This window comes from Calothrix sp. PCC 7507 (assembly GCF_000316575.1).
Lineage (GTDB): Bacteria > Cyanobacteriota > Cyanobacteriia > Cyanobacteriales > Nostocaceae > Fortiea.
Map to the genome: position 1 here is coordinate 4,780,053 of NC_019682.1, position 19,335 is coordinate 4,799,387.

The window sequence follows — 19,335 nt, forward strand, 5'->3', positions numbered from 1 at the left end:
AATATCCCAGAAATTCACGAATGTTCAACAGCAACTCTTACTTTTATTTTTGGTACAAGGCGGTTCACCGGGGGTGAATACAGTTTCCTAATGGAAACCGCCCGGTGAACCGCAGAGCCAACTCTGCGGTTTTTGTTTTTTGTGGAGAAATCTGATCGTGATGACCTATTTTAGTAGCTGGTTTTATGGCTTTTACTTTTGGCCCAGAGCAAATTCCGGGTAAATAGCGTCATGCCGATAAATCGTAACGCGCCCGGAAGTCAAAGCTTCTGGGCTTTTTTATTGTCAAGGGTTATTTTCCCAAATCCCCAATCCCAAATCCCCAATCCCCAACTTTTAAGGAAAATCAAACCATGATTAATGCTAAACTCGCTGCCCAATCTCATCCCAGTCACCAAACAATTGTCAAACTGACGGAAAAAGTTGCTTTCGGTGGTGAAGAATTGGTAATTATTGGTGGCCCTTGCACAGTTGAAAGCTTAGAACAAATGGAGACAGTCGCCCAGAAGCTATCTGCAGCACCCCTGCAGGCGTTGCGCGGTGGTGTTTACAAACCTCGTACTTCTCCCTATGCTTTCCAAGGAATGGGAGAGGAAGGACTAGAAATTTTGGCAGATGTGCGATCGCGTTACAATATCCCCGTAGTGACTGAAGTCATGTCAATTTCCCAAATTGAAGTAGTCGCCGCCCATGCTGATATGTTGCAAATTGGTAGCCGCAATATGCAAAACTTCGACTTACTCAAAGCTTTAGGACAAGCTGGTAAGCCGATATTACTCAAGCGTGGCTTGGCGGCGACAATTGAAGAATTCGTTATGGCAGCCGAATATATTTTGAGTCACGGTAATCCAGATGTGGTGCTGTGTGAACGGGGTATCCGCAGCTTCGATAATTACACCCGCAACGTCTTGGATTTAGGCGCAGTTGCTGCCCTCAAGCAGATAACTCACTTACCTGTGATTGTAGATCCATCTCATGCCGTCGGTAAACGGGAATTAGTAGCACCGATGGCAAAAGCCGCCATTGCTTGTGGGGCAGATGGGTTAATCATTGAGTGTCACCCAGAACCAGAAAAATCTGTTTCTGATGCCCGTCAAGCACTGTCTTTAGAAGATATGGTGAACTTGGTTGATAGTTTAAAACCTGTAGCTGCAGCAGTTGGACGAAATATATCAGAAGCAATAGGGGTGGGTTTAAAACCTGCCCCTATTTATTGGGCTGCTTAACTCGACTTTATCCATTTTTGCGAAACCTAAAACCTGACGCTGAAACCCTTGTAGGATACTAGCTTTAGTTTTTGTAATTTATCGATAATCAGTGACGTGGAAAAAGTATTTACCATACTCAGTACTGAGTACTGAGTGCTGAGTCCTGAGTGCTGAGTAAATTAACGGTTACTCAGTACTTTTGCACTTGGTAAATGCCCCGCCCGATGTTAAGCGGAATCTTTTAATACAGGAGTTGGTTGATACCCCACCCCTCGTGGGTGGTCTTTTTAACTCAGCACTCAGCACTCGGAACTCAGCACTCTTCATCAAAAGCCAGGGTTTTTGCCAGATAAAGAAGACCAAGCTCTTAATTTTGGATAAAGTCGAGTTAAATGCGTATAGCAATTCTCGGTTACGTGAGGTACACCCGTAAGGGCACGGCAGTGCCCATTGGTGTCAACTTAAGCAAAAACGAACCATAGGATGTATCACTAAGAACATCTAGTTTGATGTTCTTAGTGATACATCATGAGTAAAAGTCGATGTTATTTAATTTTCATTCCTTAGCGTCCGAGATGCCGACTAGCTAGCTGGATGGCGTCAGCGATATCAACATCACCGTCATTGTCTGCATCCAGGAAGGAATTCAAGACTGAATTCCCACCAGCCTGGGGATTTTGAGCATTTGCACCAGATTGCAAAAAGTTCAGCACTACAGGCACCACTAGTGGCAGTATTTGTTGAATAATACCAGCATCTAAACCAGTGTGCTGGGCGGCAATGTCAGCCACTTGTTGTTGTGCTTGAGGAGAGAATACCGAATCAACTGCTTCCGGATTAGGAGAAGTACCAGCAAATTGACTAACTAAAGTTTGTACAGCTTCATTACCTTCTGTGGCTTGCTTGTCTTGTAAAGACGATCGCACTTGGTTTCCCACAATACCTAATAAAGATTGTATGGTTGAGGGATCTGCACCTGTGCGATCGCTTAATTGCTCCACAGTGTTGATAATACTGCCGATTTGACCCAAGCTGCCTTGTTGATTGGGATTGGCGACGGCGCCGAGAATCTGATCAAAAAGTCCCATAATTTTGTTTGATTCCTGCTTTGTTCATTTTTAGACTGAACTAAAAGCTAGTCATATTGCAAGTCTAGAGTGACACAAATAATGTGGGATGAGGGGTTGGGGGGCGGGGGAGCGGGGGGGAGTAAGAAAAAGAAAATCTCAATAAATTGGATAATTTATTTTCTGGAAGTCCCTAATCTAGATTTTGCAAACCCATTGCTATCTTACTATGTTTCTCAATTTGACCCATCACTTGTTTAGCCCGTTGAATTACCACCGCAGGTAAGCCCGCTAGCCTTCCGGCTTCAATCCCGTAGGATTTATCAGCACCCCCCGGTTGGACTTGGTGTAAAAAGATAATTTGGTCGGGTAACTCCTTCACTGTCACCTGATAATTAGCTACATTTTCTAACATCCCCGCGAGTTCGTTCAACTCGTGGTAGTGAGTCGCAAAAATTGTCCGAGACTGAATATCTGTTGCTAGATATTCCGCCACCGCCCAAGCTATGGAAAGACCATCAAATGTCGCTGTTCCCCGACCAATTTCATCTAACAACACCAATGACCTAGAAGTTGCATGGTTGAGAATATTTGCAGTTTCATTCATCTCCACCATAAATGTAGATTGACCCGTAGCCAGATCATCTACAGCACCTACACGGGTGAAAATGCGATCGCATACTCCCAACTTCGCAAACCTAGCAGGGACAAAACTACCAGTTTGCGCCATTAACTGAATCAACCCCACCTGGCGCAAATAACAACTTTTGCCACTTGCATTTGGCCCAGTGAGGATGATTAAATCAGGATTGTCATTTGTCATTTGTCTTTGGTCATTTGTTAATGATTCTTGACCCAATTGCGTCGAATTCGGGACAAAGAACCCTGCAGGTAAAGACTGTTCTACCACTGGATGACGGCCATCAACAATTCCTATTTCTCGCCCCACTAACATTTCTGGACGACAGTAACCTTGATGCACTGCCAAATCAGCCAAACCACATAATACATCTGCCGCAGCCACCGCACGGGAAAGATTGCGAATCACCTCAGCCTGACTACCTACCTCTTCCCGCAACTCGACAAAAATCTCATATTCCAACTGATTTAAATCGTCCCGCGCCGACAGAATTCGGGCTTCCCGTTCTTTCAACTCTGGGGTGATGTAACGTTCTTCATTCGTCAGGGTTTGCTTGCGGATGTAATTAACTGGTACTTGGTCAGCTTTGGCGCGAGAAATACTAATGTAATATCCGAAGGTTTTATTAAATCCCACCTTCAGGGTGGGAATTCCTGTTTTAGCCCGTTCATCAACCTCTAAATTGGCAATCCATTGTTGATCCGCTTCTACAGTTGCTTTTCTCTCATCCAGCAGTGGATTTACCCCAGAACGAATTAAACTACCTTCTTTAATATGTATTGGTGGTGATTCTACGATATTATTGTGTAGCTTTTGTGCCAAATCTTCCAAGATCGGTGGTACTTTCTGCAAAGCTTTCAGGAAAGGAGAATGGGCTTGGTCCACTAAGCGAGATAATTCTGGTAAGCGGGAGAGGGAATCTGCTAACGCTACCAAATCTTTGGCATTAGCAGTCCCAGAACCTGCACGTCCTGTCAACCGTTCTAAGTCATAAATTTGCCGTAACAACTGCCGCAAATCTTGACGTAGGGCTGTATTTTCTACTAATTCTTGGATGGTATCTTGCCGGGCGCGGATGCCTTTAGTATCAAGTAGCGGTTGTAACAACCATCGCCGTAATGCCCGCCCACCCATCGCTGTGCTAGTTCTATCTAATGCCCACAACAGAGAACCGTGGAAGGTGCCATCGCGGACAGTTTGGGTAATTTCTAGGTTACGGCGGGTTTGGTGGTCAACTATCAGGTAGTCGGTGACGGTATAGGTGCGTAACAATTGGAGAGGAACTGAGTTTTCCTTTTGGGTATCTTCTATATATTCCAGCAGACCCCCAGCGGCGCGGACAGCCAGGGGGAGATGATCGCAACCTAGACCTTCGAGCGATCGCACTTTAAATTTCTGCAATAATCTGGGTCTAGCTTCATTTTGTGAAAATGGGTGTTGCGATCGCAAACTGTAGCAAAAAGACGGCGGTAAACATGGCGGTAAATAGGGCGAAGTTTCCCCTGGACGTAGTAAAGTCCCTAAATCAGGTGCGTTAGTCGGAAACAACACCTCCGCAGGCTGCAACCGCATCAATTCTTGGGTCAGGTGTTCTAAATCACTACCTTGAGTTGTGAGGAATTCCCCTGTAGAGATATCTGCATAGGCTAGACCCCAATGGTTAGACGCAATTACCACAGCCGCCAAGTAATTATTGCGACTAGATTTCAGCATTCCCTCCTCCAACAAAGTCCCAGGAGTCAGGATGCGTGTAACCTCGCGTCGCACCAAACCAATCGCATCAGCGGAGTCTTCCACTTGGTCACAAATCACCACTGCGTAGCCTTTTTCCACCAGCATAGTAGTGTAGCGTTCCCAAGCGTGGTGGGGGACACCAGTCATGGCTACGCGACCAACTTCGCCGCCATGTTTACTGGTGAGAACTAGTTCCAGTTCCCTAGAGACAGTGACAGCATCTTGAAAAAAAGTTTCAAAGAAATCTCCCACCCGATACAGCAGCAGCGCATGAGGATACTTATCTTTCATCTCCACATAATGCTGGTACATCTTACTCAGCCTGCTGCGGTCTACTAATCGAGTGTCAGCGTGAGGCGCAGTAGGAGTATTGGGTTCCGTTGGCTGAATTTCAGAGTGAGAAGCAGTCATAGATGCTAGGAGTTACACACGCAAAAGCCACAATATTCAATAATAACGTGACGCGGGGTGCTGGGTTAGCTGTAGCTACGCCCGTCGTAGACATCGCTCAAAATTTATTTAGTATCACTGCGGTGCTGACTCTTCTGTCAACAATTCTCCTACCTCTCCATTCACCACAGCATTGTCTGGAAAAGCAAAACCTTCTAGCGCATCTTTAATAACACCAGCTACAGGTACTGCAATCAGCAAACCTAATAATCCGCCAACATAGGTTCCTAATAGTAGAGCAATGATCACCCAGATTGGTCTAATGCCTGTAATTTTACCCAAAAGTCGGGGTGCGATCGCCTGATCGATTAACTGATCAATCACAATAGCCACCACTAAAATCTTCACTGCTAGCCAAAGGTCATGTGTTGCTAAGATTAAAGTGATTACTATCAAACTCAGCACATCACCAAAAGGAATCAAACTCATAATTCCCACACCTAAACCAAAAAGTAAAGCAAACTGCACTTGGAAAGCAAAAAACATTAATGTTTGCGAAACTCCCATTAGCAATGCTAAACTCACCTGACCAATCAGGTAATTTTGAAAGTTTTGCTGAATAGACTTACTTATTTTTTGACCAACACTCCAAGGCAGCTTTTTAAAAATCACCTCCCAAATTCTTGGCCCATCCAATAAAAAGTAAAAAGTTAATACTACCGTAACCAAACCTTCAGAAATACTATCAATTGTATCTATAATAATACTTAAAAGTTTATCAGACAGAAACTCAAACTCATCAGGTAAGCGACTTGTTACTTGAGTTAAAACTTGACCCAAATTAACTTTTAACTTCTGACTAAAAGCCCAATCATTAATCACCTGGACTTCCTTCATACTAGAATCAATCCATTGAGGAAGCAGTTTAGCCATCTCATTAAATTGCTCTAAAATAATAGGTAACAAAGTGATACCCAAAGCCACTAAAACTAGTGAAGTTGATATAAAAACTAATGCTACTGCATAATTCCGTTTTACCCCTCGGCTTTCTATAACTGAAACAGGATAGTTTAAAATAAATGCTAACAAAGTTGCTAAAACCAAAATTGTTACCAATGGCTGAAAATATTGAAACAACCGAAATACTAGCCAACCATTAAGAAAAACTGCCGGAAATAGCAGTGTTAAGATTAACCATTTAAGCAGTTGATTTAGGGGAATACTCATAATCAATAAGTTGTGCAGCACAAGCACAATAAGCAAGCTTTATTCATCTATCTTCACTATCCCTAAAAGCTAAAAATTGCTCTTCATTAATTCGTCCTGCTTGGTGTAGGGTTTCTGTAATTTCGGAAATGGTTAAAACGGCATGACTGCAGTAGCCATTTTCTTTTAACCTATCTTTAACCCCTTGTTCATGGTCGATAAGTACTACAATGTCATTTATATTTAAACCCACTGACTTGAGTTTCTCCGCTCCTTCCATTACACTTTTACCACTAATCAGAATATCATCAACCACAACAACTGTTTCACCAGGATGAAAATTCCCCTCAATTAACTTTCTCGTTCCGTGTGCTTTCACTTCTTTTCGGGGAAAAATCATCGGACAATTAAGGCGTAGAGCTAAACCAGTAGCAGTAGGTAAAGAACCATAGGGAATACCTACCAACCTATCAAAATTCAGGTTTCGTAAAATCTCCTCATAAGCATTAAGAACTTGATTAAAAACTTGAGGATTAGAAATAATTTTGCGTAAATCTATATAATAAGGAAAGACTGCTCCTGATGCCTGGACAAAACTACCAAACATAATGCAGCCAATATCATACAGTTGTAAAATCAAATCTTGGCGGGGATGTTGATTTAAAAAACAAACATCAGGTAACCACACTGAGCAATTAGAATTACTTTGAATAATATCAGTTCTAGCTTGATTAATTTCTACATTTAAAGACTTGACTTCTTCCGCTAGTTGTGGTTTACCCAACATATCTTGAGGTACGGGAATCAGTAAACCATCACCGTTATTATTCAAACCTGCTGTTAAAATTGCAGTCAGATTACTATTTTCAGCCCAAATACTGCGAACCATAATAATTCGTTCGGGAGCCGCTGCCCGAATCAGTGCTAAAGTATTAGGGTTTGTAGTCCCTACTTCTAAACCCAATTGCTCTGGAGTACCCCAATTTTTTGATTCCTTTACCACCTGCAAATAAAAAGGCGATTCATTTGTTGGGTATTGTTGTAAAGTTTCCGCTCCAGGATTGGATGTGCAACACAACACAAACACTGCCTTATCAGAATAAACCAAAAACGGCGCTACATGATCTTGTCCAGAATAGGGATTGAGAGTAATTGCATCTACTCGCCATTGTTCAAACACAGCCCGCGCAAAGATAGTACTAGTATTTAAATCACTGTGTTTAGCATCTAAAATAATCGGAATATGGTTGGGAATAGCTGCTAAAGTTTTGTGTAATAATTCTAAACCTGGAATACCTAATGCTTCATAAAAGCCCAAAGTTGGCTTATACGCACAAACTTTAGCAGCAGTTTCAGTAATAATAAATTGCAACCAATTCCCCAGTCCAGTAATGATATCTTGAGAGGCGTAGCATTCAGGCATCATTTCTGGATTTGGATCGAGTCCTACAAATAATAAGCTCTGATTTTGTGAAATAGTCGTGTTTAATTTATCGTAAAAGTTCATAGGTTATTAGTAAAAATGAACAGCAAATCAAAGATGAGATAATTGTTCAGACATCACTTGTAATTAATATAGGGGTTTTCAGATTCGTGAGATACAGTTTTAAATCCAAATCCCGTAGGGGAGGGGTTTTCCCGCCCTCGATTTGGTGTGTTGAGGTTGAGTAGTCAAGAAATTTTGTGCCGTCGTGGCTCTCCTGTGGGAAACTAAATTTGGCGTTAATGCCAAGTGCATCTTTATGAGGAAACGGTGAAACAATGCCATTAGATATATCTCTTACACCTCAAGGATTTAGTACATATATTGCTAATTTGGGCATCCGGGATGCAACAGATGATTTTGTACTTATTAAATCGGATGTTCCTTGTGTAGCTGATGGAGTATTCACTCAAAGTCTTTTTGCTGGGCCGAGTGTGACTATTAGCCGTCGCCATTTAGAAGACAATCAAGCACAAGGCATTGTTGTAATATCTAAAAATGCCAATGTTGCTAACGGTGCTGTTGGCACTGCTGATGCTGAAGAAATTATACAACTAGTTGCTAATGAAACGGGGATTGCTCCAGAAAATATTGCGATCGCATCTACCGGTGTCATTGGGAGACGTTACCCGATAGAAAAAATCCGTTCTGGTGTATTAGGTATAGGGCAAAAATTAACTGCTGCTGATTTTTCTGCTGCTGCACGTGGGATTATGACTACCGACACTGTACCAAAGCTAGCGATGCGGCAAGTCGGTAACGCCAAGTTGGTAGGTATTGCTAAAGGTGTGGGGATGATTGAGCCGAATATGGCTACACTTCTAACGTTCTTTTTTACTGATGCTGCAATTTCTGCAAATGTGCTGCGTTCTATTTTTCGCTCTACTATCGATAAAACTTTTAACTGCTTGAGTATAGATACTGACACTTCTACTAGCGATAGCGCTGTAATTTTAGCAAATGGTTTAGCTGGTGCAGTTCCAGAAAATGAATTTGCTCAAGCATTGCAAGAAGTTGCTCATGAGTTAACGCTGATGGTTGCGAAAGATGGGGAAGGCGCTACTAAGGTGATTGAAGTGAATGTGGATTCGGCGCTGAATTATGTGCAAGCTAAACGAGTTGCTAAAGCAATTGTGAATTCACCATTAGTAAAAACTGCTGTTTATGGAGCAGATCCCAATTGGGGAAGGGTAGCTATGGCGATAGGTAAATGTGAAAATGATCGAGAAATAAATCCAGACAATGTAGTTATTAGATTTGATCAAGTGCAAGTTTATCCTGGTAGTTCATCTGTAGAAGATTTGGAAAAACTGCGAAAAATTATGTCCCAGGATAAAGTAAATATTCATGTTAGCCTCAATATTGGGGAATCTTCGGCAACTGTATGGGGATGTGATTTAACAGAAGAATATGTAGAGATTAATGGTAAATACTCAACTTGATTAACATCACAATACCCTTCCTCTAATACACTAATCAGCCCAACAGAATATTGCATCCTATAGGACTCATATTTGATTTCTGAAATACATGTAGGGGAGCCACCCTCGTGCGCGGGTTTCCCGCGTTGAGAGGAGTGGCGGTGGGCAATGCCCACCACATCCGGGTTTTGGTGGGCATTGCCCACCCTACACTTAAGATTAAAGTGTACGGAATTTTTTCAATAATCAAACCGGATTCCTATAGATGAACTGTATGGGCTGATATAGCAGTTTTCAGATCAGTGAGGTACAGTTTTAAATCACAAAGCCTGTAGGGGCGGGGTTTTCCCGCCCTCGATTGTATTGCATCCAAGTGAGAATCGCTATAAGTACTTTTTATAGGAAGCATTAGATTTTTTTTGTCAAGCCCTCTTGACGATTTGTAACAATATTGTTAAATTTGTTTACATAAAGTAACAAACAAAGGAAAAAAGTTATGTATACAACCATTAACGAAGACGGCGTTCTCAACAACTACGCAACTGAACCCCAGGTATATTACGCTGAGTACCCCGCAATTTGGGAACAACGCAAATATGTTGTCCAAGGTGTGTTTGCAACTTTAATTGTCACCACTTTAGTTTTGGTTGCTTTAAGCGTTGGCTAAGATTTTCAATTTCGGTATCGGTATCTCCCATCGACATTTGGACTTCTCCCTATAACCTCGGTTTTCGCCGGGGTTTTTTTCTTGGAGAAGAAAGGGGGTAGGGAGTAGGCTGTTGACTTTGTCCGAAATTAGCTAAAAATTATCATGCAATTTTTGTGTTTACCGTAGGGGCATCGGCACTGCCGTGCCCTGATGAGAACGTTAACTACGACTATGATTTTGTATAATGCATTTTGGGCTGAAAACCCTCAGAGTCAACAGCCTAGGTAGGGAGTAGGGGGAGAATCCCATGAGACGACAAAACAGTAGTCCCTAAATAGCAGGGGTAGCAGATATCATCATCAGCAGCAACAACATCAAAATAAACAGAGAAATTTTGATGATTAGGTAATTGCTGGCATCATGTATTAAATTATTGCTAATCATTTTGTACCTCCGGTTTCCAGTCTTCTAAAAACATTTGAGGCTTTGAGCAAGCTTGGGAAGTGGAGACTAAGGCTTTTTATCTCCAGATCCCTATGCTTCTATTTTCTCTCCAAAATAACTAGGTGGGGTGTTAAGTAACATTTTTTAGCCTAAGTATAGCTTTTGTCATTTGTTATTTGTCCCCAATCCCCAGTCCCATCAATCTGTACTAAGTCCCATAATATTATGTGATAGTCTCATTCTCAGGACTGCTTCACGATGTATCAAACTGACCCGCCGCGATCGCCAAAAGAAGTGCTACCGACAATGTATGATCTTAAGAGTGAAGATCCAAATGAACCCGGTTTGCCTGACGAGTTTCATATATTCCAACCCCAATTACTTCGAGAGACGTTTCGTCCTGCAAATTACCCCAGCGACCAGATTTTTGTTGCTACCGACCTAAATCTTTACTATGATGTGCGTCACCCGCTTTGGTATAAGCGGCCAGATTGGTTTGCTGCTGTTGGTGTCCCTCGTCTTTACGAAGAAAAAGACTTACGCCTAAGTTATGTTGTATGGCAAGAGGGAGTTAATCCTTTTATCGTGGTTGAGTTGCTGTCCCCTGGTACTGAAAAAGAAGATTTGGGACAAACTTTAAGAGATATTGAGCAACCGCCAACAAAATGGGAAGTATATGAGCAGATTCTACGGGTTCCTTATTACGCTATATTTGACCGTTATAAATATCAGTTTAGAGTGTTTAAGTTGGATGGCGGCCGTTATTCTGAAGTGGTGCTGTCAGAATTACGCTTGTGGATACCAGAATTAGAATTAGGTTTGGGAGTATGGCAGGGAAGCTATCAAAATATTGAACAGGCTTGGTTACGTTGGTGTGATGGGACAGGTAACTGGGTGTTAACTCCTGTAGAACAGGAAAGACAACAAACAGAAAAATTGATAGCACAATTAAAAGCGCTTGGCGTTGAACCAAATTTAGGTTAGCTTTTAATTTAGCCATAGCAGTTTTCATGCAAATGCGGTACAACATTATATCGCGAGTTGTAGGGGCAGGCAATGCCGTGCCCCTACGGGTGTAACTCACACTTGTCGGGAAAGGCTATATTGTCTGAGAAGATGTATTTGATCATTATCAAAGGTAACTTGTCGTTGGGAAAATTTACGAGTAGAAAAATTATTATTTTAGTATTAGCTTTTGCATTAGGAGTAACAATATTTTTTTTGACTCATTCCCAAATACAAGTCTCACAAAAACCTATTAAAGTTGGCATTCTCCATTCTCTGAGTGGCACAATGGCAATTAGTGAGAAATCTGTCGTTGATGCTACCTTACTGGCGATTGCAGAAATTAACGAAAAAGGTGGTGTTTTAGGTAGAAAAATTCAGCCAATTATCGTTGATGGTAAATCTGATTGGACTACATTTGCTCAACAAGCAGAATACCTAATTACTAAAGAAAAAGTTGTTACAGTCTTTGGTTGCTGGACTTCTGCTAGTCGCAAAACTGTTAAACCAGTGTTTGAAAAACACAATCATCTGCTGATTTATCCTGTGCAGTATGAAGGATTGGAGGAGTCGCCCAATATTGTCTACACAGGTGCTGCACCAAACCAACAAATTATACCTGCTGTAAAATGGTCTTTTGATAATTTAGGTAAACGGTTTTTCTTGATAGGTTCTGATTATGTTTTTCCCCGAACTGCCAATGCCATTATCAAGGATCAAGTGGTGGCTTTGCGAGGAGAAATCTTAGGGGAAGAATATATACTTTTGGGTAGTAATAATGTTGCAGATGTCATCAAAAAAATTGTAGACACTCAGCCAGATGTCATTTTAAACACAATTAATGGTGACAGTAATATTGCTTTTTTTCAAGCTTTGAGACAAGCCGGAATTACCCCCAATAAAATACCTACTATTTCATTTAGTATTGCGGAAGAAGAACTACGTTCATTGCCCAGAGAAGATGTAGTAGGCGATTATGCAGTCTGGAATTACTTTCAGAGTATTGATGAGGCAACAAATCGAGATTTTATCAGAAATTTTCAGCAAAAGTATGGCAAAAATAGAGTGACATCTGATCCGATTGAAGCAGGCTACTTTGGTGTTTATTTGTGGGCACAAGCCGTTGAAGATGCTGGTACAGATGAAGTGAATACTATTCGAGAATATATCAAAGACCAGAGTTTTAAAGCCCCTGAAGGGATTGTATATTTAGATTCTGATAACCAACATACTTGGAAAACAGTCAGAGTAGGCAAGATTAAAGCAGACGGACAATTTAAAATAGTTTGGAACTCAGAGAAACCAATTCGTCCCATACCCTATCCTATCTCCCGTTCCAAAGCTGACTGGGAGATATTCCTCAAAACTCTGTATCAGAGTTGGAACAATAACTGGGCTAATCCTGGTTGATAAATTCCTGATTTTGGAGAAAAGGGAGTTGAAAAACAAAAAAATTGTCAATAAATTGCTGTTTTGGTTTTTATTAATTGCTTTACTTCCGCTGATTATAGTTACCTCTCTGAAATATTATATTGCCAGTAATTCTCAAGTCAAAGAAGTCAATAATAATCTGGTTGCTATTGCCGAAAGCAAAGCTAAGGAAATAGAAACTTATATCACTGAAAGGCAAAAAAATGCCGCTACTATTGCACAAATACCAAATATAGTTGATGCGATAGAGCAATATCAAACAGCTTTTGAGAAGTATGGTGTTAACTCATCAGCCTATCATCAAGTAGATGAGAAATATCGACCATTCTTAACTAATTATTTAGAAATATTTGGTTACTCTGATATTTTTCTGGTTTCTCAATCTGGTGATGCTATTTTTTCGGTGAAACGTGGTCAAGAATTTGGCTCAAACTACGATAAGGGAAGGGATAATAGTTCTGAATTGGCGAAAGTATTTGATAGAGCCAAAACATTGATGCAAGTGGAAATTTCTAATTTTAGTTATTATAAGCCGACTAAGCAACCAGCTGCATTTATCGCTTCTCCCGTCTTTAAAGATAATTTGATTATTGGTGTAGTAGTGCTGCAACTGAATAATCAAGAGTTTAATAAAGTGGTCAATGATTATACTGGTTTGGGAAAAACAGGTGAGACAATTGTAGGCTCCGTGGTTGGTAAACGCATAGTTTTTACCTCTCCTACCCGACACGATCAAAAGGCGGCTTTTCACAGAACTATTAATATTAATCAGCAGAAACTACACCCACTTAATTTAGCATCTCACGGTATTAAGGGAACTGGGATTACCCTTGATTATCGAGGTCACGAAACTATTGCTGCTTGGAGATACTTACCTTCTTTAAATGCAGGATTGGTAGTGAAAATGGATACGGCTGAAGCTTTTGCATCTTTAAAAACCCAAAGAAATATTGTTATAGTTTTAGGAATAGTTACACTTTTGTGGGTGATATGTGCGGCTATTGTAGTTGCCAAATCAATTTCTAAACCCGTTGTTAAACTTACTCAAGTTGTTCAAGAATTTGCTCAAGGAAATTTGCATAAACAAGCACCAGTCATTTCTCACGATGAAATCGGTCAATTGGCGCAATCATTTAATCGGATGGCAGTCCAACTCGAAGTATCTTTTGATACTATCAAAGAGCGGGAAAGAGAACTAGCGATCGCTAAAGAACAATTAGAAGCAGTTTTGGTACAATTGCAACAGGAGGTCGAGCAATTAGCTGTGCAATTGGTGCAAAGTGAAAAGATGTCTAGTTTGGGACAGCTAGTGGCTGGTGTAGCACATGAAATCAACAACCCAGTCAACTTTATTGATGCTAACCTCACCTATGCCAATAATTATACGCAAGATTTACTGAGACTATTACAACTTTACCAGCAACACTATCCCCACCCAGTCCCAGAAATCCAAGATGAAGCAGCAACTATCGATTTTGATTTCTTAATTACAGATTTTCCGAGGCTGCTAACTTCGATGAAAGTTGGTGCTACAAGAATTAAAGAAATTGTCTTGTCTCTGCGAAACTTTTCTCGCTTGGATGAGGCAGAATTTAAAGCAGTGAATATTCACGAGGGTATAGATAATACTTTGATGATTTTAGAAAATCGTCTCAAAGCTACATCTAAAAATCCCGGAATTGAGGTGAGTAAAGAATATAGTGAATTACCACTAGTTGAGTGTTATGCTGGACAACTAAATCAAGTTTTTATGAATATTTTAGCGAATGCAATTGATGCTTCAGAAGAGTCAACAAATCAACCCCAAATTCGCATTTGTACAGAACTTATAGGGGATACACAAGTGATAATTAGGATTGCTGATAATGGTTTGGGTATTCCTGATAATTTGCAGAAGCGTTTGTTTGACCCTTTTTTCACAACCAAACCTGTGGGTAAAGGTACAGGGTTAGGTTTATCTATTAGTTATAAGATTATCACGGAGAAACATCAGGGAAAAGTGCAGTGTATTTCCTCTGTTGGTAAGGGGACAGAATTCGTGATTACTATTCCTATACATCAAAATCTCAAGTCATAACCTGTCGTCTATCTAATTTTCTACGTATTAATAGCCAGGGTAATAAGTTTTAATTTTAACAATTTAAAATAATATCAACATAATACTATGCTTACAGAATATGGGATTGGGAAAACAAGTACTTAATTGCTTAGTTCTTAATATTACTTTTTAACAGGGGCGATCGCTCTCTGGAATACGAGAATTATCCATTACTTAAATATTGAAAAAGTAGTAAAGTAAAAGCATTATCTCAAACGACAATGCCAATTGCTTAATTCTCTCAATATCGGCCGCTTTTTGTGAACATGCTCTTGAGAGATTTAGTAACTAAATTAACCTGACAAATAATTCCTTGATGGTACAGAGCAAGCAGATTTATCTATAGAGTCAATCTGAAATCCAAAATCCAAAATCTAAAATCCAAAATTGTTTGACCTAATTTTATGCCTAAAAAAACTTCATCTGCATCCCAAAACACCACAACAACATCCCTAGCTCTCTCTTCTCTCCATGTCCGTCTAGAAGCACTAGATAAAGAACACCAATGGCTGCTGAAACAGATTAAGAAAAAGCGGACAGAATTTAACAATTTTGTTGAGCAGATGCGTGCTTTAGGTACGGAGATATTTCAGCAATGTACTCCTAGTTTCCATAAACTAGTAGATATTGATCAAGAAATTCATACTTTATTTGAGGAAATTTTTGCCACAAGGAAGTTTGGTAAACAAACTAAAAAAGATGTCGAGGGAATTTACCGTACTCTCCAATTGGCAGGAATTATTACTCCTAAAAAAAATCAGGTGGATGATGAAAAGACAGAATTAGAAGAACTATTTGCAAATGATGAGTTAGAGAATGATTTCTCCGACTCAACTCATGACAGATACCGTCAGCATCAAGAAGCGCAACAGGAGCTAAAATTTACCTCTAGGAATAAAACAGATGCTTCTAGAAATATTCGCCAAACATTTCTGAGTTTAGCCGAAATTTTTCATCCTGATAAAACAAACAATGGCGAAATGCAAGTACGCCATACGGAAATTATGAAAGAAATAAATAGAGCCTACCAAGAAGGTGATTTGGCGAGACTATTAGAAATTGAGCGACAACATCAGGTAGGAAAATCTATCGATACTAATAGTGAAGATGATGTGACTAAAAAGTGTAAACATCTAGAACAGCAAAATGAGTTATTGAAAAGCCAATATGAAACTTTAAAACAAGAGCTTGCATCAGTAAAAAACACCCCAGAAGGAGCGATGGTTGCAGATTGTCGCAAAGCTAAACGAGCAGGATTAGACCCCATTTCTCTGATGTTGAAACAAGTTGAAGCAGAAATTCAAGTTATTGCTTCAATCCGCGATTTTGTTAAAGCATTTCACGAACAGAAAATGACCATCCAAGAATTTGTCCGTGGCCCTGCAATTCTCCGCCAAATGAATCGGGATATGGTGGAAGATTTGCTGGAGAGGATGTTTATTGATTTGGATGAGATTGTCGAACTTTGAAATCGGAGTCAGAATGCAGGAGTCAGTATACCTCTGCTCCCCTTCTTAACTATTGCCTATTGCCTGTCTACGCAAAGAAATTCAGGAATCAAACCGAATTACTATATATGATATCTGCATAAAAAATGGGACAAAGAAAAATATTGCTGAAACCTGGCACTTTATGGACAAGTGTCAAAAACCAAACTGCACATGCGCTAGAATGTGGTGCGCTGTTATCAATTCCTACAGAATTTGAATTTGTCGAACAAGATGGTGTTAACTTCTTAGTACGGATTTTATCTAATCTTGAGCGCAAAAAAACTGCCAAGAAAAAGCAAGATAAGGAATTTAATCCTTTTCTTCCCTACGAAGAGGATTTATTTGTTGCAGATATTTCTGACACCCATGTCTGTATCTTGAACAAATTCAACGTTGTGGACTATCATCTGCTGATTATCACCCGTGCTTTTGAAGAACAGCAAAGCTTACTCACTTTAGAAGATTTTGCGGCAATGTGGGCGTGTTTGGCAGACTACGACGGGTTAGTATTTTATAACAGCGGTAAGATTGCAGGTGCAAGTCAGCGACATAAACATTTGCAAATTGTACCACTACCGCTTGCACCTTCAGGAACGCAGATACCCATTTCCCCTTTGTTGTCATCGGCAAAATTTCCCCAAGTAAGAGCAACTATACCGGGATTACCTTTTTTACACGCTTTTGCATCCCTTGATTCTGGTTGTATGCAGCCGCCATTTACAGCCGCAGCAGCTACACTGGAGCAATATCAGACCTTGTTACAGGCTTTGGATTTGCAGGCATCTGACCCTTACAATCTGTTAGTTACGCGAGAATGGATGCTCATTGTACCGCGATCGCATGAAAAATTCGAGTCAATTTCTGTCAACTCCTTAGGGTTTGCAGGTGCTTTGTTGGTGCGAAATCAAACAGAAATGCAGATTCTCAAAGAGCAAGGGCCGATGAATATTCTCAAGAGCGTTGGTGTAGCAATCATATCTGAGTTGTGAAAGTAACTTAATATGTGTTCACAGCTTTCTGGCATTTCGAGAGTAGCAATATTACAGTTGTTACAATTAAGCAAGTAAAATACAAATCTAGCCAGTTACTCTATGACTATCCAAGAACTAGAAAATCAAGTTTTAGCACTACATCCAACAGAAAAAGCAGCAATTATCCAAAGTCTCACTCAAACTATCAATATTGGAGCTAAAGGTATCACTAAAACACCTGGTGTCTGCAGTGGAGAAGCTTGTATTGCAGGAACCCGCATTGCTATTTGGCTATTAGTTGAAGCGCGTCATCTTGGTATTACTGAAGCACAACTTTTGCAAGATTATTCTCATATTAGTGCAGCCGATTTAGTTAACGCTTGGATGTACGCAGATGCTTATCCTGAAGAAATCAAAGCTGCTATCCGCGCTAATGAGGTTGCTTAAATAATGGCGCGTTTATATGCTGATGAGCAGTATGAAGGTGTCGTCTTAGAAACATCAGTATGAATCCATACCTCACGGAAATGCAGGAACAAATGCGATCGCTCTTTCAAATCGCCTAAAAAACAACATACCAGAATTTACGCAAGGTTTTCCAGCTAAACGCAGTTTAAATTAAGAATTACGAATTATTTTAAATTGAGGGATCTACTATGCAGTCTTTTGACCTGAAATGGATACGTGCCCAGTTTCCAGCATTGACACAGGAAATCAACGCTCAACCCGCCATTTTCTTTGATGGCCCCGGTGGTACCCAGGTACCCGGAGCAGTGCTAGATGCGATGAGTGACTATCTGGTGAGGTCAAACGCCAATGCCCACGGCACTTTTGCTACCAGTGCGCGGACAGATGCTCTGATTGATGCGGCGCGAGCTGCTAGTGCTGATTTTTTGGGGTGCGACAGCGATGAGGTGGTATTTGGCGCTAACATGACCACCCTCACCTTTACTTTAAGTCGAGCGATCGCCAGGGAACTAAAACCAGGTGATGAAATTATTGTCACTCGCCTTGACCATTACGCCAATGTGTCCCCTTGGTACGCCTTGGAAGAACAGGGTGTAACTATCCGCGTTGTGGATATCAATGTGGAAGACTGCACCTTAGATATGCAAGAACTAGAACAGCAAATTAATCAGCGGACGCGGTTGGTGGCTATTGGCTATGCATCTAACGCCGTGGGGACAATTAATGATGTAGCTCAGGTGGTGCTACTCGCTCATGCGGTGGGGGCTTTGGTGTTCGTAGATGCAGTCCACTATACCCCCCATGCTCCCATAGATGTGCGATCGCTAGACTGTGACTTTCTCGCCTGTTCGGTTTACAAATTCTTCGGTCCCCACGTGGGTATTTTGTACGGTAAACGAGAACATCTGACTCGCTTACAGCCTTATAAAGTGCAACCAGCACCAGCAGAATCGCCTTCCCGGTGGGAAACAGGCACCCTGAATCATGAAGGCTTGGCAGGATTAGTAGCAGCAATTAATTATCTGGCAAAACTGGGTTGTCGTCTTTCACCCGCAATTGATAATGAGGTACTCAAAGCCTTCTTAGAAACTCACACAGAAAAATGGGAAACCTTCCGCTGTCCTCGCATTCCCACATCACCAGATGAGCCAACACATTTAACATCCACTTCCTATCCCAATCGGCGTGTGGCTTTGCTGGCTGCAATGTCAGCGATTCAGTCCTACGAAAAAGAACTGAGCCAAAAACTAATTCCTGGATTGTTGGAGATTCCTGGTTTAACCTTCTATGGTATTACCAATCCCCAACGCTTTGCTTGGCGCACACCAACAGTAGCTTTCCGACTAGCGGGACAAACACCAGCAAGTGTGGCGAAAGCATTAGGCGATCGTGGTATCTTTACTTGGCATGGTCATTTTTATGCGATCGGTCTTACAGAAAAGCTAGGAGTGGAAGCCGGCGGCGGTTTACTGCGAATTGGACTAGTACACTACAACACAGTTGAAGAGATTAATCGACTATTGCAAACTTTGCAGGAAATAGTAGCCCTTTCTCCAGTTTGATGCTCACAAATGCACATATTTTGACAAATTAGTGACCTTAACGAGAGCAGGCGGAAGGAACGATTTCG

At 40.9% G+C, this 19,335-nt stretch carries 14 protein-coding genes; 10 read left to right on the forward strand and 4 right to left on the reverse strand.

The window, feature by feature from the left end; all coding sequences use genetic code 11:
- Positions 1-353: 353 nt before the first annotated feature.
- Entirely contained in the window at positions 354-1,226 is an 873-nt protein-coding gene (gene aroF / locus CAL7507_RS20390; protein ID WP_015130385.1) for a 3-deoxy-7-phosphoheptulonate synthase, read from the forward strand.
- A 545-nt stretch (positions 1,227-1,771) separates the two neighbouring features.
- Here the strand turns inward: aroF and CAL7507_RS20395 are convergent.
- From CAL7507_RS20395 to CAL7507_RS20410, 4 genes are all read right to left on the reverse strand, one after another.
- Positions 1,772-2,296: a DUF937 domain-containing protein gene (locus CAL7507_RS20395; protein ID WP_015130386.1), complete on the reverse strand. Its 525-nt coding sequence runs from the start codon at positions 2,294-2,296 to the stop codon at positions 1,772-1,774.
- A 172-nt stretch (positions 2,297-2,468) separates the two neighbouring features.
- Positions 2,469-5,060, reverse strand: coding sequence for a DNA mismatch repair protein MutS (gene mutS / locus CAL7507_RS20400; RefSeq protein ID WP_015130387.1), 2,592 nt, complete (start codon positions 5,058-5,060; stop codon positions 2,469-2,471).
- Between the two features lie 114 nt (positions 5,061-5,174).
- The gene (locus tag CAL7507_RS20405; protein WP_015130388.1) at positions 5,175-6,266 is read right to left on the reverse strand and encodes an AI-2E family transporter; all 1,092 of its coding nucleotides are present in this window, start codon (positions 6,264-6,266) and stop codon (positions 5,175-5,177) included.
- A 43-nt stretch (positions 6,267-6,309) separates the two neighbouring features.
- Positions 6,310-7,752 carry a bifunctional orotidine-5'-phosphate decarboxylase/orotate phosphoribosyltransferase gene (locus CAL7507_RS20410; RefSeq protein ID WP_015130389.1) on the reverse strand — a complete coding sequence of 481 codons (1,443 nt, stop codon included), beginning with the start codon at positions 7,750-7,752 and terminating at the stop codon, positions 6,310-6,312.
- Positions 7,753-8,006: 254 nt separating this feature from the next.
- Here CAL7507_RS20410 and argJ point away from each other — a divergent pair, with 254 nt between their 5' ends.
- The 9 genes from argJ to CAL7507_RS20455 all read left to right on the forward strand — a co-directional run bounded on the left by argJ (position 8,007) and on the right by CAL7507_RS20455 (position 19,267).
- Positions 8,007-9,170: a bifunctional glutamate N-acetyltransferase/amino-acid acetyltransferase ArgJ gene (argJ, locus tag CAL7507_RS20415; RefSeq protein ID WP_015130390.1), complete on the forward strand. Its 1,164-nt coding sequence runs from the start codon at positions 8,007-8,009 to the stop codon at positions 9,168-9,170.
- 475 nt (positions 9,171-9,645) lie between these two features.
- Positions 9,646-9,816 (forward strand): photosystem II assembly protein Psb34, encoded by a 171-nt coding sequence (gene psb34, locus CAL7507_RS31830; protein WP_015130391.1) that lies wholly within the window; start codon positions 9,646-9,648, stop codon positions 9,814-9,816.
- 684 nt (positions 9,817-10,500) lie between these two features.
- Positions 10,501-11,226, forward strand: coding sequence for a Uma2 family endonuclease (locus CAL7507_RS20425; RefSeq protein ID WP_015130392.1), 726 nt, complete (start codon positions 10,501-10,503; stop codon positions 11,224-11,226).
- A gap of 132 nt (positions 11,227-11,358) precedes the next feature.
- Positions 11,359-12,657: an urea ABC transporter substrate-binding protein gene (urtA, locus tag CAL7507_RS20430; RefSeq protein WP_015130393.1), complete on the forward strand. Its 1,299-nt coding sequence runs from the start codon at positions 11,359-11,361 to the stop codon at positions 12,655-12,657.
- 28 nt (positions 12,658-12,685) lie between these two features.
- Positions 12,686-14,755: an ATP-binding protein gene (locus tag CAL7507_RS20435; protein ID WP_015130394.1), complete on the forward strand. Its 2,070-nt coding sequence runs from the start codon at positions 12,686-12,688 to the stop codon at positions 14,753-14,755.
- Positions 14,756-15,180: 425 nt separating this feature from the next.
- Positions 15,181-16,245 (forward strand): hypothetical protein, encoded by a 1,065-nt coding sequence (locus CAL7507_RS20440; protein ID WP_015130395.1) that lies wholly within the window; start codon positions 15,181-15,183, stop codon positions 16,243-16,245.
- A 125-nt stretch (positions 16,246-16,370) separates the two neighbouring features.
- Positions 16,371-17,255 (forward strand): ATP adenylyltransferase, encoded by an 885-nt coding sequence (locus CAL7507_RS20445; RefSeq protein ID WP_015130396.1) that lies wholly within the window; start codon positions 16,371-16,373, stop codon positions 17,253-17,255.
- A 102-nt stretch (positions 17,256-17,357) separates the two neighbouring features.
- Positions 17,358-17,684: a DUF433 domain-containing protein gene (locus tag CAL7507_RS20450; protein ID WP_015130397.1), complete on the forward strand. Its 327-nt coding sequence runs from the start codon at positions 17,358-17,360 to the stop codon at positions 17,682-17,684.
- A 209-nt stretch (positions 17,685-17,893) separates the two neighbouring features.
- Positions 17,894-19,267 carry a cysteine desulfurase-like protein gene (locus tag CAL7507_RS20455; protein ID WP_015130398.1) on the forward strand — a complete coding sequence of 458 codons (1,374 nt, stop codon included), beginning with the start codon at positions 17,894-17,896 and terminating at the stop codon, positions 19,265-19,267.
- Positions 19,268-19,335: the final 68 nt, after the last annotated feature.